16 protein-coding genes are annotated in these 12671 nt (G+C 61.1%); 7 read left to right on the top strand and 9 right to left on the bottom strand.

Annotated elements, in window-relative coordinates:
• Window positions 1–62: 62 nt before the first annotated feature.
• Window positions 63–1727 carry a hypothetical protein gene (locus ACQP0C_RS27695; RefSeq protein WP_433724569.1) on the bottom strand — a complete coding sequence of 555 codons (1665 nt, stop codon included), beginning with the start codon at window positions 1725–1727 and terminating at the stop codon, window positions 63–65.
• Between the two features lie 1405 nt (window positions 1728–3132).
• Window positions 3133–3432: a hypothetical protein gene (locus ACQP0C_RS27700; RefSeq protein ID WP_433724570.1), complete on the bottom strand. Its 300-nt coding sequence runs from the start codon at window positions 3430–3432 to the stop codon at window positions 3133–3135.
• Between the two features lie 403 nt (window positions 3433–3835).
• Between ACQP0C_RS27700 and ACQP0C_RS27705 the strand changes: the two genes are divergently transcribed.
• The 6 genes from ACQP0C_RS27705 (at window position 3836) to ACQP0C_RS27730 (ending at window position 6882) form a co-directional block, all read left to right on the top strand.
• Window positions 3836–4003, top strand: a complete 168-nt coding sequence (locus ACQP0C_RS27705) for a hypothetical protein (RefSeq protein ID WP_433724572.1) — start codon at window positions 3836–3838, stop codon at window positions 4001–4003.
• A gap of 205 nt (window positions 4004–4208) precedes the next feature.
• Window positions 4209–4373, top strand: a complete 165-nt coding sequence (locus tag ACQP0C_RS27710; protein ID WP_433724574.1) for a hypothetical protein — start codon at window positions 4209–4211, stop codon at window positions 4371–4373.
• Between the two features lie 51 nt (window positions 4374–4424).
• Window positions 4425–4769: an ESX-1 secretion-associated protein gene (locus tag ACQP0C_RS27715; protein WP_433724576.1), complete on the top strand. Its 345-nt coding sequence runs from the start codon at window positions 4425–4427 to the stop codon at window positions 4767–4769.
• Window positions 4766–5068: a WXG100 family type VII secretion target gene (locus ACQP0C_RS27720; protein ID WP_433724578.1), complete on the top strand. Its 303-nt coding sequence runs from the start codon at window positions 4766–4768 to the stop codon at window positions 5066–5068. Before ACQP0C_RS27715 ends, ACQP0C_RS27720 begins: the two co-directional genes overlap by 4 nt.
• Before the next feature lie 3 nt (window positions 5069–5071).
• The gene (locus tag ACQP0C_RS27725; RefSeq protein WP_433724580.1) at window positions 5072–6394 is read left to right on the top strand and encodes a hypothetical protein; all 1323 of its coding nucleotides are present in this window, start codon (window positions 5072–5074) and stop codon (window positions 6392–6394) included.
• A 35-nt stretch (window positions 6395–6429) separates the two neighbouring features.
• Complete coding sequence (locus ACQP0C_RS27730) at window positions 6430–6882, top strand: hypothetical protein (RefSeq protein ID WP_433724582.1); 453 nt, start codon at window positions 6430–6432, stop codon at window positions 6880–6882.
• Window positions 6883–7667: 785 nt separating this feature from the next.
• Here the strand turns inward: ACQP0C_RS27730 and ACQP0C_RS27735 are convergent.
• From ACQP0C_RS27735 to ACQP0C_RS27750, 4 genes are all read right to left on the bottom strand, one after another.
• Window positions 7668–7943, bottom strand: coding sequence for a hypothetical protein (locus tag ACQP0C_RS27735; protein WP_433724584.1), 276 nt, complete (start codon window positions 7941–7943; stop codon window positions 7668–7670).
• Between the two features lie 206 nt (window positions 7944–8149).
• On the bottom strand, window positions 8150–8362 hold the full coding sequence (locus ACQP0C_RS27740; protein WP_433724586.1) for a hypothetical protein: 213 nt from the start codon (window positions 8360–8362) through the stop codon (window positions 8150–8152).
• 6 nt (window positions 8363–8368) lie between these two features.
• Window positions 8369–8971 carry a hypothetical protein gene (locus ACQP0C_RS27745; RefSeq protein ID WP_433724588.1) on the bottom strand — a complete coding sequence of 201 codons (603 nt, stop codon included), beginning with the start codon at window positions 8969–8971 and terminating at the stop codon, window positions 8369–8371.
• A gap of 5 nt (window positions 8972–8976) precedes the next feature.
• Window positions 8977–9186 (bottom strand): hypothetical protein, encoded by a 210-nt coding sequence (locus tag ACQP0C_RS27750; protein ID WP_433724590.1) that lies wholly within the window; start codon window positions 9184–9186, stop codon window positions 8977–8979.
• Between the two features lie 316 nt (window positions 9187–9502).
• Between ACQP0C_RS27750 and ACQP0C_RS27755 the strand changes: the two genes are divergently transcribed.
• Window positions 9503–10729, top strand: coding sequence for a helix-turn-helix domain-containing protein (locus ACQP0C_RS27755; RefSeq protein ID WP_433724592.1), 1227 nt, complete (start codon window positions 9503–9505; stop codon window positions 10727–10729).
• 24 nt (window positions 10730–10753) lie between these two features.
• Here ACQP0C_RS27755 and ACQP0C_RS27760 read toward each other — a convergent pair whose 3' ends face one another.
• The 3 genes from ACQP0C_RS27760 to ACQP0C_RS27770 are packed head-to-tail and all read right to left on the bottom strand — an operon-like array spanning window position 10754 to window position 12338.
• A complete protein-coding gene (locus tag ACQP0C_RS27760) occupies window positions 10754–11605 on the bottom strand; it encodes a helix-turn-helix domain-containing protein (protein ID WP_433724594.1) in 852 nt (283 codons plus the stop codon).
• Window positions 11602–12141 (bottom strand): DUF6879 family protein, encoded by a 540-nt coding sequence (locus ACQP0C_RS27765; RefSeq protein WP_433724596.1) that lies wholly within the window; start codon window positions 12139–12141, stop codon window positions 11602–11604. The genes ACQP0C_RS27760 and ACQP0C_RS27765 overlap by 4 nt, the downstream gene beginning before the upstream one ends.
• Window positions 12138–12338 carry a hypothetical protein gene (locus ACQP0C_RS27770; RefSeq protein WP_433724598.1) on the bottom strand — a complete coding sequence of 67 codons (201 nt, stop codon included), beginning with the start codon at window positions 12336–12338 and terminating at the stop codon, window positions 12138–12140. The genes ACQP0C_RS27765 and ACQP0C_RS27770 overlap by 4 nt, the downstream gene beginning before the upstream one ends.
• Window positions 12339–12671: the final 333 nt, after the last annotated feature.

Here is a 12671-nt window from a genome sequence, read left to right on the forward strand (position 1 = left end):
GCAAGGGATTTCAGCTCTTGGATCGATGAGGGATTTTGGCGAATTCATCAACTACTGATCTGTTACAGCACACCACCGATTCGTGCAGCGTCGACGAGCGTTCGGTCCTCACATATGTGGCCATGCTCAAGACTTTTCAACACAACCGTTCCCTTGGGGGCTCGGTCGATGTGGAATGTCGACCACGTCCGACACACGGGACAGGGGCGTCCAACCAGGAAAGGCCTCAGCAAGTGGAGCCGCCGTTCGTGGCCGCGTAGGTAGAGACTGCCGACCTCCAGTTCGCTGTTCGGCTGGTGCTCGCTGCTGGTTGGGACGATCGGATGATCACCCATGAGTTCGCGATACTCAACATACGAAGTCCGTATCAACGAGTCCCACCGCACCCCGGTCACATGAACCAGCGGCCAGTCCGTCAGGAAGCGGGCAGCCTCGAGAAGCCGCCTCAAGTCCTCCCCTGCCTCATGAACTGCGTCAGGAAGATCGATCGGATCGACACCACGCATGTGGGCTTCGTCGTTCCGACGCTGTGTTAGGCGTTGGCGTGCGGCCTCAACGTCCTTCTCAGCGAGCATGCTCCGCAAATCACCGAGCGGGTTCGAAGGTGTCAACGACCGAAGCCTCCTACTGGTGGCGAGCTCGTTCAGCACCGCTACCCACTCGCCCATCCCCGGACCGGTCCGGCCCCCGCGTAGCTTAGTCCGGATGTCGTTGGCAGAACCGAGCTCAACTCCCGCTTCCCGGGTCAGTGCCAACGCGAGCAGCGCGCCATAGCACAGCAGAATTTCCGTTGTATCGAGAATCGCTCCGTAAGCTTCCATCGACGGCGCCGCGCTCTGCAGCGCCTCTGCCATCCGCCAACGAGCAGCGACCGGATATGGAAATCGCGTGCGGACTGTATACCCAAGGTCGTCCAGCAATGAGCCGGCCTCAACTCTCATCCGCAACGTTCGACCTGATTCGATTACTCGGGCGCGGGCATCGACGGGATTCTCATCGAGGAACACTGACCCAAGAATGTCGTCTGCTTGTGCACGCCAATGTTCAAGACGCTCCTTGACGACCGTCAACCCGTCCAATGCATCTGCCAGATCCTCATCTGGCTGCGGAACGACCAGCTGGGCAAGCCCTTGACGGGTGACAGTCACACGTCTGCGGTTTAACAGTGTCAGGGCAAGTGGGGTACGCAAGAATCTCATCGCAAAGTCTGCTTGCAAGGCAGAAAGATCCTCGCGCGGCTGCAGAATCAACACTGAGTCCACCGCTGCAGCCGGTAGGTCCTCCGACTTGACTGTGGCGAGTATCAGCCCTCCGTCGTAACCCGGCGCATACATGCTGCGTATCAGAACATCGCCGACGGCCACGTGAAAATGTTCAGGTGGCTGACCCCACATCGACTCCTCACGCGGAGCAGCGACGTGCCCGTCCCGCCCGACATCGCGACCACCGAGAATCCGGACAGCACCCGAATCAGTGCGTTCGCAACGCCACTCCGTCATCAGCTGACGCTGCCGCAGCGGATTCCCGAACTGATACAGATTACCCAATGCGACAACACCACCAAATCCCGACAGGCCCTCTTTGCGTGTCTTGATCGCCGGATCGTCCCGATCGAAGTCGAGCCCCACCTGCGGCTGAGGCGCATTTCGCAAGACGTAACCAAACTCGCCGCGGCCCCCGCTCCGCTTGAGCAAGCGTACAAAGTCCGCTCTCACCGCTTCAGCCACTGCGTTCCTCGGGATCTGGAACATCCTCAGCGGCGGTGCCGGATCACCCTTCGCCCGCAGAACTATCGCGCTAACTATCATCCGGTGACTTATGTTCGGCAAGACCCCTTCGACATAGATGGCCGCGGTCACGTCCCAATGAGCCGCAATCTCCGCTCGCATCTCGCCTGTCCTCGAACCCCAGAAGGCAATTTCGGGCGCCAAGACAGCAACGACCGACTCTGGCGCGTACGGACGAATACGCGAGAGAGTCCTCTCGTACCGCTCTCGAGGAAAACCACCAGTGCTCTGTTTACCGTCGATGGGCTTGTCTTCGCGAATCCACGAAGGAATCAATACGACCGGACTTTCCGGCTGAAAGCGTCCCAATAGTTCACTGGGGAGGTCCATACCGAAAATCCACTCCCCCCGAGAGTGGAACTGAGTTATCCCAAGTCGCGAGCTTTCCCCCTTTTCCGGAAACGTATCCCCCTACACCGGAATCGTTTCCCCCCGCCAGAAATGTATCTCCCCCCATCACGTCACGGAGTTGTTCGAGGCGGCAGGAGATTGGCGAGACGACTCGGACGTGGTCCAATGGCACTGGCCTGCTTGGCAATTGATGACCCGCCAAGGAGGGTGCTGCGCCTACCTGAAGCGAACAGGTAGGCGCAGCGCGTCCACGACAATTTCCAAACCACGGACAGGACCATCATGCCTTCTTCGAATGTTCCCGTACAGAGCCAGCCCCAGCCGGAGGAGCCTGATTCTGCTCCAAGAGTTCACCCCGCGGTTGCGATGGGGATCAGTGTTGCTGTCGCTGGCATTGCTGGATGGCTAACTGATTGGAGCCAAGCGGTGTTGGTACTCGGTGCCTGCCTCGCGTTCTTCAACGGCGCCGGTCGGAGACCTCCATGGATCTAATGATGCGTATAGAAGGCATGGAGCGTTCGTCGAAATAGCGGATGCTCCAATCCGAAGATGTCGAGGATCTTGTAGCCGGATTCCAGTGAACTGGGCGAAGATTGCAAAACCTCCGCTGAGCTGTGCAGAACCTTCTTCGTGATTCTCACTCGTTCGGAACGTTTCCCGGCCTCCCACGGCCTGCCGACGGCCTGAGAGGGCGGGGCAGACTCAATGAGGAGGGAATGTGGGCAATCCGCCTATGCCGCCATGACCGCCATCGCCGCCGGTGGCATCACCACCCATCGCTATTGCACTGCCGCCGTTTCCTCCACCGCCCCCCGGGAACCCGCCGTTTCCTCCGCGTCCACCTGTCGCGTTGCCGCTACCCATCGCGTATCCGCCATGCCCTCCCTGCCCACCATGGAAAGGCGTCCCATAGCCCGGTGCGATCTCAAAACCACTGGGGCCGTAGTCGGTATAGCCGAACCGCCTGTTCGCTCGATCGCGGTAAGCAGTGAAATCATTCCGTTCGGTTAGGAAGCTCGACTCGGCCAGGTAGAGGGCTACGAAAGACGGCCGCGACGAGGATGATGCCGATTACGACGGCGATTGCCACGCCGCTGTGTCGCCCGAGCCATCCGGAAACGAAGGCACCGAGCAGGAAGGTGCCCGCAGCAGCCTTGTTGACGGTCTTAGCGGCCTGGACGAAGCGTTTCGCTACGGCTCCGAGCACTTCCCGTGCAGGGCGCGGACCTTCGCTGATCTGAATCAAATGGGGGTTTGCTGGTGGTGGAGTGTGCGGCAGCCCTGGAGTGGTCACGTACAAAAGGGTAGAGATGGGGGCCGACATGTTTGCGCCAAGAGGCATTGACTGGGAAGTTGCCATGTCCGGCGCGAGTTGCGGTTAGCCCCGGAGTAGTGTCCAGCGCCGAATGTTGCTACACATCCTTCCATTCGACTTGCTGAGCGCATCCGGGCTCCTCGCAATGAGGGCCGCCGACCTCTGCTGTATCGATCTTCTTCCCGAACTGCTCGTCCTTGAGAATGGTGTATCGCTGAACAAGGACTGTCCACATCCGGGGCAGGTCTCCGAAGCGGGTTTGGTCAGGGTCTTCCGCATATCCCAAAGGTATGCGATCAAGGCCATCTGACGACACAACCACAGCGATTCGGCCGAAACGGTGTAGGCGGATTCGTACCCAGCACCGCTCGGCCATCACAAGGTGACCTTGCGCAGCGGCGTGCACCGCGGCTGGCCTTGGGATGGGTTGGTCTGCGCTACTGGGGGCAATCGCCTCCTGAAGCCCGATTCCGACGGCAGTGACGCGGGCGGGGAGCAGCCACCGTTCCAGGGGTTCAAGGAGATGAGCGCCCACAACAACGCCGACTAGAGCTCGGCCGACTCGGCGGCGGTCCAAAATTAGCCCCTCTCTGATCAAATCATCCGTGACTAAGGTTGACTCAGCTGTCCACATGCTTGGAATCCATTGGACGCGAACGGAATCCACTGAAGGATTAACGGCGAGATCAGCCTCAACCACAGCGATGAACCGAGCACGCTGCTCGGGTGTAGCGCGGCTCAGCATCGTCTCCATAATGTCGGCACTTGTCACCCAGCTCGATCGCGTCGCCCAGGTGTCGCCACTTCGTCACCATGCTATTCGCGATGCCGGCACGGTCGGCGAATCGACGCTGGTGAGCCCCAACGCTTCCCGCAAAGCTGTAGCCCACCACAAGATCGGCGTCGGCACCCTCCGATAGGCACAATGGGTCCCTCGACAGGTCGGGCGGACGTTCAGTACGCTGCCGGTCATGAGCAACGGGGGGATGCCATCGACCCAGAATCTCTCGGTGGTCCCGGAGAAGGTTCGTGAGGTCGGGGAGCAAGTCTATGAGCTATCGACGGCATTGCGGACGGCACTCGACTCTGCTGCCAAGGATGTCGAATCACTGGTCAACGGAACATGGAAGGGCAATCTGGCGAGCGAGTTCGCCGACGGCTGGACCGATATCCGTGACGGCGGCCGCCAGATCATCACGGCTCTGTCCGAGATGGCCGAAAAGCTTGGCGTCACAGCCTCGACCTACGAAAACCTCGACGGGAGCAACGCCGCCGTCCTGTACAACGCGAGCAGCTCGAGTTTGGACCTGCCATGAGTTCCGAGGAGTTCCAGGTCGACTTGGACCACCTCGATGAGGTCGTGATCCGCCTGTCCGCACTCGCGAGCGTCATCGCCGAGCACCTCGACACGATCGACGACAAGGTTGCCACGCTGGCCGGTACTGGCTGGGAAGGTGTTGCCGCCCAAGCCTATTCCGAAGCTCACCGCGAGTGGTCGGTCGGGGCGCGGGAATTCGCCGAAGGTGTCCGCGATATCAGCGAAGCAGCCCGCAAGGCGCACACCGGCTACACCAGTGCGGTCGAGGAAAACCTGAAGATGCTCCGAGGGGCATAACTGGTGCGCGTCAATTGGCAGACGTACTTCGATGCCGGTAAACAATGCCATGATCTCGCCGCCGAGCTGCGTCGTACCGACAAACCGGTACACGACGCCGTCAAGGGTGAATGTGCAGGCATGGCCGGGGACGCCCCCGGGTGCAAGCAATGGGGCGAAGCGTACGACCAGTACGCACGCGACACTATGCAGACCTGCACACACCTGGCCGACGCCCTCACCAACTTCGGCAACGTCCTCTACGCGAATGGCTACAAATACGCGATCGCAGACAACGCCACACCCCAGCGACCAACTCTCCGCCAAGTCTCCGAGTACAAGGTAACCATCCCGACCTCCGTCCACGACAACGGCGACGGCGTCAAACACAATGGTGGCGTAGAGGAGTTCTTCAACGAACTCACTGCGAAGATCGTCAGTACCTTCGGGAAACTTCCCAACGGTGACGTCGACAAACTCTCCAAGGCCGCCGACACGTGGAAAACCTTCGCCAACCACGCGACCATCACCGGAGCTGCGGCCAAGATCGGCGGGATCTCCGCGTTGTTCGACGATATGGATGCGGCAGAGAATCGCGCCAAGATCCAGGAACACTTCGGGACACTGAAGTCCAGCGCCGATCTCCTGGCCTCCGCGTCCCTCAATGTCGCCGCCCCTGTTGCGGACTATCACAGCTCGACAGTCGAAGTCGGCGAAGGCATCAAGACGGCGATGACCACCTTCGCCTGGGCCGTCGGGCTGCTGGTCACCGGCGCCATCGTCGGAGCGATCTTCAGCTTCGGCGGCAGTCTCGTGGTCGCCGGCGGTGGTGTCGCCCTCGCTGTTGAGGACACGATCGCCACCATTCGCGGCCTCTACACGACAAAGCGGCTCTTCCAAATCCTCAAGATCACCCTGGCTGCGAGCGTCGCCGTCGGCGTCATCGACGCCTTCGGCAAGGTCCCCGACCTCACCACCACACTCACCAAACTGGCCGCCATCATCGCCATGAAGGCCCTCATCGACGACAGCAGCCCTACAGCGACGCCAGCCCTTGGCGGGAACGATCCGATCACACAAGAGATCGCGAAGAAGATCGCCGAACACGCAAATGGACGTGCCGCGCAGGGAGATGGCTCACACTACGTACCCGGCGTAGGCGCCGCGGAACTTCCCGAGTACGTTCGCAAAGTCCTCGACGGCGAGGTACCGACGGAGGTAAAGCATCTACCCAGGGGCCGAACGGCATATTGGGATCCGGAGAAAGGTGCTGTAGTCATCGAGGACGGAGATGGAGGAACCGTGTTCACGCCAAAGGACGGACGCGAGTACTTCGACGGCCTGTGACAATGACTTGGATTGACAGGAAGGACCCGGAGAAGATGTCAGCACCGGACCTCGGACGTTATCGAGAGCATCTCGTCAGCGCAGAAAATTTTCAGGTTATTCGGCAGCTAACATTCGAGCTGGCTAATGTGCCCCGAGAACCGATGGTCAAGTTGGGATGGAATCCGAAGAACGGCGATTATCTGAAACAACTCGCCCGATCGGTGCCATCTCAGATCACAGCTCCCACCCGGGTCAAGCTCGTTATCCTCGATGAGGAAATCAACGATCCGACCTCGCTGGGCCGCTCCTCTGTCGCCGAGGAAGAACCCGAATCACCGAGCGATATCGTGAGATACTTACCCAAGTCGATCGCGGCCGTGTATCCGAAGCTGTTGAGAGCCGCTTTTGAAGCTCTGGGAGAGCTTGAAACACGCTATCGAACAGGATTTTACGAAGGCGAAGTGGTAGAGGCCCTGAATGCAATTGATGGCGTCAGCGGAAATTAGATCGATGAAATAATCCCCCGCCGCACACAGATTATCCCTTGTTTCCCACATCGAATGACATGAATTCGATGTGATCGAACACACATCGCCAGCGAATTCGCCGGACTAACGGGTTCAAATCCCGTCTCGCTCACCGAGGACATCCGGCTCACCGGAGATCTGCTCCCGGCTTGCGCCGAAATGCGGCAGCTATGCCGGAACGATTCCCGCTATTCCAGGCAGCACCGTAGGCACCTCAAGGGTGGTGCGATCGCCGGAGGTCACCGAGACTCTCAATGATTTCCGGGCACGTTCGAACCGGCGAGAATGGTCGGCGCCGACTCCTTCGGCGATAGACCATATCGGCGGCCGGACCCCTCACGGCATTTCGCAGGCAGGTTTCGGCCGCGCCACTGCTAGCGGGGCGGCCGGCCCGCGACCATGGTGTCCGTAAGCAAGCTCACTGTCACCCGACCGCGCGGAGCTTCCGCACATACGCCAGCATGAGCCCATTGAGCGGCATACACTTCCCGCTACTCACCAGTAGCTCCTCCAACTCCCCAGCCGAACAGCCTGTTTTCGGCTCCAGAAGCCGATGTACCTCCGTATAGGTGCGTCGGCCCCGCATCCAATCATTGAGCAGTGTCGGGGCATCCGCGTTGAAGAAGTCACGGCCAGCGCTGCAAGCTGGGACTGCCTCGCGTCCTCGGTCGCGTAGAACCGCCCGTCGCTCATCACCCCATCAAAATCTACGAGCAGCAGGCGCAGATCAGTTTTTTCACCGTCGTTCCTCTCACGCGAGTGGATTACGGCTCTGGCCACTCGTCCCCAATTTGCGGCAACACCTCCGTATCGTCCTCATCGCTCCACCAGCGCACCGGCAGGGGCGGCAACGGCCGAAGGGGGCGATCAACCTCGTCCTCAACGAAGTCGTCATCCCACGGATCATCTTGGCTCGACATCATGCCCGCCCGGTGCCGCCCAGGACTGTCATCCGAACTCCAGTAGGCCCCAATGCGGTAGCTCAGCACCGCCGTGAAGATCACCGAACCCGGCCACAGGAACCAGACGAATGACACCATCGCTCAGTGGCCATCCTCGCAAATCAGCAGATACGCCACCTCCAGATGCACGATGCACTCGTCCGGGTGGTGGAATCGGTGGATGTGCCGAAGCTCCCGAGCGCGTTCGGGAGTCAGCTCCAGTAGGGATACCTGGCACATGAATTCGGCCAGCTTGCCATCCGCCTGAACAAATGTTCTGTGCGGAAATGAGTCTGCGAACATCGTCAGTCCCAGAGTTCGGCGCAGGGAAGCGCGGGTAGATCATCGGTCACGTTGTCGTCGACCGTGATCCGCAGCTCGAGTCCTGAGTAGCCGCTGCCAGTCAGTTCATCGGCCACGTCCTGCGCTTGCTTCGCCGACGCCCGGTAATCCATCTTCAACGCGCCCGATTCGATGTGGATGTGCCGGATGCGGCGCGGTGGGTTTGTTGGTCGCATCGTGGATCACAATCCTGGCGGCAGGCGCCGGCCGGATTCGATCTCGGCCGCGAAAACGTCGTAGGCCGCACACAACTCGCACAACTGGTGCGCTTCTGGCAGCTCATCCAGGTCGGATGCCTTCGCGACCAACCTCTCCCACAACTCGGCCATTCGGGCGGCAATCATTCCTACCGACTCGGTGTGCACCACGACGTTCGGCGCGCTGTCGGCAGGAGCAGCCATCGGCCGCATGTGCAGCCGGTCCTTTCGACGCTGCAACAGTCGGTCCGCCACCGATTCGTCGATGACCATGATGAGCATGTCGACATCGGACTTCGCCGAGACAAGCTCTGCGGCAGCCTCTTTCATCTGCTCGGCAGATGCACTCGTCTGGCTGAGCACGGAGAGCGCCAACCGGTACTGGCGTTGGCATTCAACAAACTCTCCAGCGGGATCGAGGATGTCAGTCGCCGTTACCGGCACCATGCCCGCGATGGCAGCCAGGACCATCTCGCTCGACGGAAGCGGCTCAATTGGTGCCCACTCTGGGATTTCGACACCGGACTCCGAGTCACTGGTGCCGGACGGGCGATCCTCTGGCGTGTTGTGGTCGGGCTGTGCGTTCATGCCATTCACCGCGGATGCGTCGTGGACAGCACCAGGCGGCCGGCCTCAGCGAGCCTCTGGAGCGCCGCAGCCTTGCGCGGGCAGCACTTTGCGCGGCACGCGATGTGGAACGGCACGACGAGATGGGCTTGGTCGACGTTGAACGGAATCTCAGGCGCGGAGTGGGTTTCCTGCTCGGTCATCGCGATTGTCTGGTGCATGGCCAGGGTGTGCATGTTCGGACCTCGGTTCGTAAGGGGATTGAAGATGCACCCGGCACCGAGGGCTCGTAGCCACCGGACTGCCAGCCTCTCCAGCGACCGGTGCGCCTACCCGAGGGGCGGAAGGCGTCGTCCCGGTGCCAGGTGCGGTCCCGACCGTAGGGTGGGGTTTTTGCGGTTGACCGGCGCAAATAGGCGAAACCTCTAAAATATGCGGAAAACCGTATATGGTGCCGTTAGGGGCGAAAACCCTTGACCGGCAACTGGTCCCGAGCGTTTAGCCGATCTTGCAAATGCACGTTCATTCGAGAGCGGAGACAGCAGGATGCATATGACAACCGGCGAGGTCATCCGCCGGGTTCGGAAATCACTCGGGATGACTCAAACCGAGCTGGGAGCCATCCTCGGCTATGCCCAGCCCGTTATTTCGCAGCTCGAACACGATGGTGCCGCCGTACACGACGTACGGGTCCTGCGGCGAATTGCCAAGGCGCTTCACGTTCCGCTTGCCATACTGGTAGTGGAGTCGGACGAGGAGGCGGACGTGAATCGTCGCAATTTCCTACGAGCCAGCGCATTCGGAGCCGGAACTGCCGTGACTGTCGGTGCCGCAGGACAAGCCGCTGCATCTACGGGAACCGTCCATGTCGGTGCCGCCGATATCGCTGAGATCAACGCCAGCACGAATCAGATTCATGAGCTTGACCTGCTCGTTGGCGGCGATCGGCTGTGTCGCCTCGCTGCCAACGAAGTCCGGTACGTCGAGCAGCTGCTGGGTGCCGCCAGCTACAGCGAGGCCATCGGTCGCCAGCTCACCAGTGCTGCTGCCGAGATGATGACAGCTGCGGGATGGGTTCACTACGACGCGGGCCGGTTGGATCACGCACGGCGCTACTACGCGGAAGCGGCACAGACCGCAGCTGCCGCAGGCGACGGCATCGCTGCGGCACACGCCCTACTCAACGCCAGCATGCAGAGCTTTCAGGGTGGCTTCGGCCCGTCGAAGCCTTCTAGGGAGGCACGTCCCAGAGACGGGGTCAACCTGGCCGATGCCGCGCAAACCGCCGCGCGTCGCGACGGTGGGCCGAGACTGCGCGCCGTGGGTGCTATCTACGAAGCGGGCGCCCACAGTGCGACGGGCGATGCGAGCGCGATGACGAACGCCATCAGCCGGGCGCACCGTGCCTACGAATCGGGCCGTGGTCACGATCCGGATTGGGTGTATCTGCCACCAGCGGCCCTGGCCGGCATGACCGGCTGGTCGTACATGCGGATCGGTGACCACCGCACCGCGACGGCCTATCTGCAAGAGGCAGTCGACGGCACGATGTCATGGCCACGGGAGAATGTCGGCTGGCGTATCAAGTTGGCCGAGAACCAGATTCAGGGCGGCGGGATCGCGGATGGCTGCCAGATCCTGATCGACCACTTCGACCAGATCAACAGCGTGACGTCGACGCGGCTGCAGTCGACTATCGACAGCGTCGTGCAGGATATTCGTCCGCACGCGGCGGTGCCGGAGGTTCGTGAGTTTCTTGGGTTGGTGGCGAGCCGCTGACCCCTCAGAGCTATCAAGGGAGGGTCACGGTCCACCCGTGGACTGCGGCTGTCGCCGTCCCATTGCCTTGCCGATCAAGACCCGCGCGGCCTCACCCACCACGGCTTGCCCGAGGAGTGTCTGGAACACCTGCTCGTAGAGGATCAGTTCCCGCGGCTGGGTGATAGTCAGCTCAGCCGAGATCGTTTCGACGTGGGCCACCTTGCGGTCGAAGATGGCGAAGTTCGTTGTCGGCACCTGGTAGTCGGACATGTGCGGAATGATGCTCACTACTACGTTCGGCAGACGCATCGTGCTCAGAACGTGGTCGAGTTGGCCGATCATCACGTCGTCGGAGCCGACGGTGGTGTACAAAACCTGTTCGGCAAGAACGAAATTGAAGCGATGGTTGCCATGTCGAAGGACTTGCTGCCGTTCCAGCCGGGCAGCGATGCCGTCGTCGACGGGTTCGTCGTGGTTGTAGAACGCAGCGACTTTGGTGAGCATCGCGCGCATGTAGTCCGGGGTTTGGAGCAGGCCCGGCATGATGACCGGCTCGAACCAACGGGTCAGCCGGGTGCCTTCTTCCAAGGTGTGCAGTTGTTGCTGCTTGCGCCGGATACCGGCGATTCGTTTCCACTCGACGTAGGCGGCTTCGACGTTGCGCAGGGTGGCGATCAGGTCGGGTATCTGCTGTCGGGCCTTGCAGTGACGGCACCAGATACGAATGTCAGCTTCGGCTGGCGTCTGCTTGCCGCTTTCGATCTTCGATACTTTCGAGGAGTGCCACCCGGCCAGCTCGGCCAGCTGGACGCCAGAGAGGCTCGCGTCTTTGCGTAGCTCCCGAAGGCGGGAGCCTAATGCCTCTCTGGCATCACGAACGCTGGAGCTGGTCACTTGGCAGCAGCGTAGTCGCTCTCCACGTAGTCAGCGTGCGGGATGCCGAGGCCCCACACCTTGTCTCGAACCGCCGTGAGGTGGGCCGCAATCACCGGATCTTCCGTGACGGCGAACCCGCCGAAGTCACCATCGTCTTTGAAGGTGACAAACACGACCAGGCGGTCATCGAACAACCAGTAGTCATCACCGGTCAACTCTGCCGGATCGATCAGGGGCCGCGGGAGCCACTTGATCTCCTCGCCCGCCGCGATGTTCAGCGGCGCGATGGTGAGGCCGAACCGGGTGTAGTCCACGTGCGGCACGCTAACCAGCCGCACCCGGTGCACCTGCTTGCCGCGACTGGTCACGTCGCGGATCAAGTCATCCCAGGAACGGCACCATTCGTAGTCGTCGGGCTCTCCGGCCAGGAACTTGCGGAACGGCTCGTGCTCATCGGCAACGAGGTACTCGTCCTGAGTTTCCAGGTGGAAGCCCCGCTTCCACGCACCAGTGCGGAACAGGCCGATAAAGTCCTCGCCCTGGATCAGCTTCATACGGGCCGGATTTCCTTTCCAATCGGCACTTCGATGGCCGTTTCGTGACCGGGCAACTGCATCTGTTGCAGGGCTTCCAGGTCCGTCACGGGGGTACCGCTGAGCGTGAACGTGCCGCGCCCGGTATCCGTGAGCGAAGCCCCCAAGCACGTGCCCGGCTCCAGAAAGCCCATCAGCATGTGCGGGATCTCGATCACGGAGCCGTCAGGACCGCTGCGCCATCCCTGGATGACATACGTTCCGTGATCAGACGCGAAAAGCGTTGGGCACGTTCCGTTCTGACTACCAACACCGAGGCATCGTAAACGCATGGCGACCGTCCTTGATCTCATGATGCGCGAATTTGCTCGAACATCGTCATCGTGGCTCGACCCGGGACGGCCGGTCAACGGTCCAGGCATGCCCGAAGCAAATCCGAGCAAAAGCCTGGCAGCGCGTTGAGCTGGGCTTCTACCGTCGATGATCAGGCGCTCGGCATCAGGTGAAAGCCCGCTCGGGACAGCACAACAGGCTTGCTCATCCCTGGTGCC

This window comes from Nocardia sp. CA-129566 (assembly GCF_050956075.1).
In the GTDB taxonomy this organism is placed as follows: domain Bacteria; phylum Actinomycetota; class Actinomycetes; order Mycobacteriales; family Mycobacteriaceae; genus Nocardia.

What these genes read in the sequence shown, in the direction of transcription:
- ACQP0C_RS27740 (WP_433724586.1), bottom strand. Translation starts at nt 8,362, where the DNA reads ATGCGACCAACAAACCCACCGCGCCGCATCCGGCACATCCACATCGAA.
- ACQP0C_RS27765 (WP_433724596.1), bottom strand. Translation starts at nt 12,141, where the DNA reads ATGAAGCTGATCCAGGGCGAGGACTTTATCGGCCTGTTCCGCACTGGT.
- ACQP0C_RS27710 (WP_433724574.1), top strand. Translation starts at nt 4,209, where the DNA reads ATGTCGGCACTTGTCACCCAGCTCGATCGCGTCGCCCAGGTGTCGCCA.
- ACQP0C_RS27755 (WP_433724592.1), top strand. Translation starts at nt 9,503, where the DNA reads ATGACAACCGGCGAGGTCATCCGCCGGGTTCGGAAATCACTCGGGATG.
- ACQP0C_RS27720 (WP_433724578.1), top strand. Translation starts at nt 4,766, where the DNA reads ATGAGTTCCGAGGAGTTCCAGGTCGACTTGGACCACCTCGATGAGGTC.
- ACQP0C_RS27750 (WP_433724590.1), bottom strand. Translation starts at nt 9,186, where the DNA reads ATGCACACCCTGGCCATGCACCAGACAATCGCGATGACCGAGCAGGAA.
- ACQP0C_RS27745 (WP_433724588.1), bottom strand. Translation starts at nt 8,971, where the DNA reads ATGAACGCACAGCCCGACCACAACACGCCAGAGGATCGCCCGTCCGGC.
- ACQP0C_RS27715 (WP_433724576.1), top strand. Translation starts at nt 4,425, where the DNA reads ATGAGCAACGGGGGGATGCCATCGACCCAGAATCTCTCGGTGGTCCCG.
- ACQP0C_RS27735 (WP_433724584.1), bottom strand. Translation starts at nt 7,943, where the DNA reads ATGGTGTCATTCGTCTGGTTCCTGTGGCCGGGTTCGGTGATCTTCACG.
- ACQP0C_RS27730 (WP_433724582.1), top strand. Translation starts at nt 6,430, where the DNA reads ATGTCAGCACCGGACCTCGGACGTTATCGAGAGCATCTCGTCAGCGCA.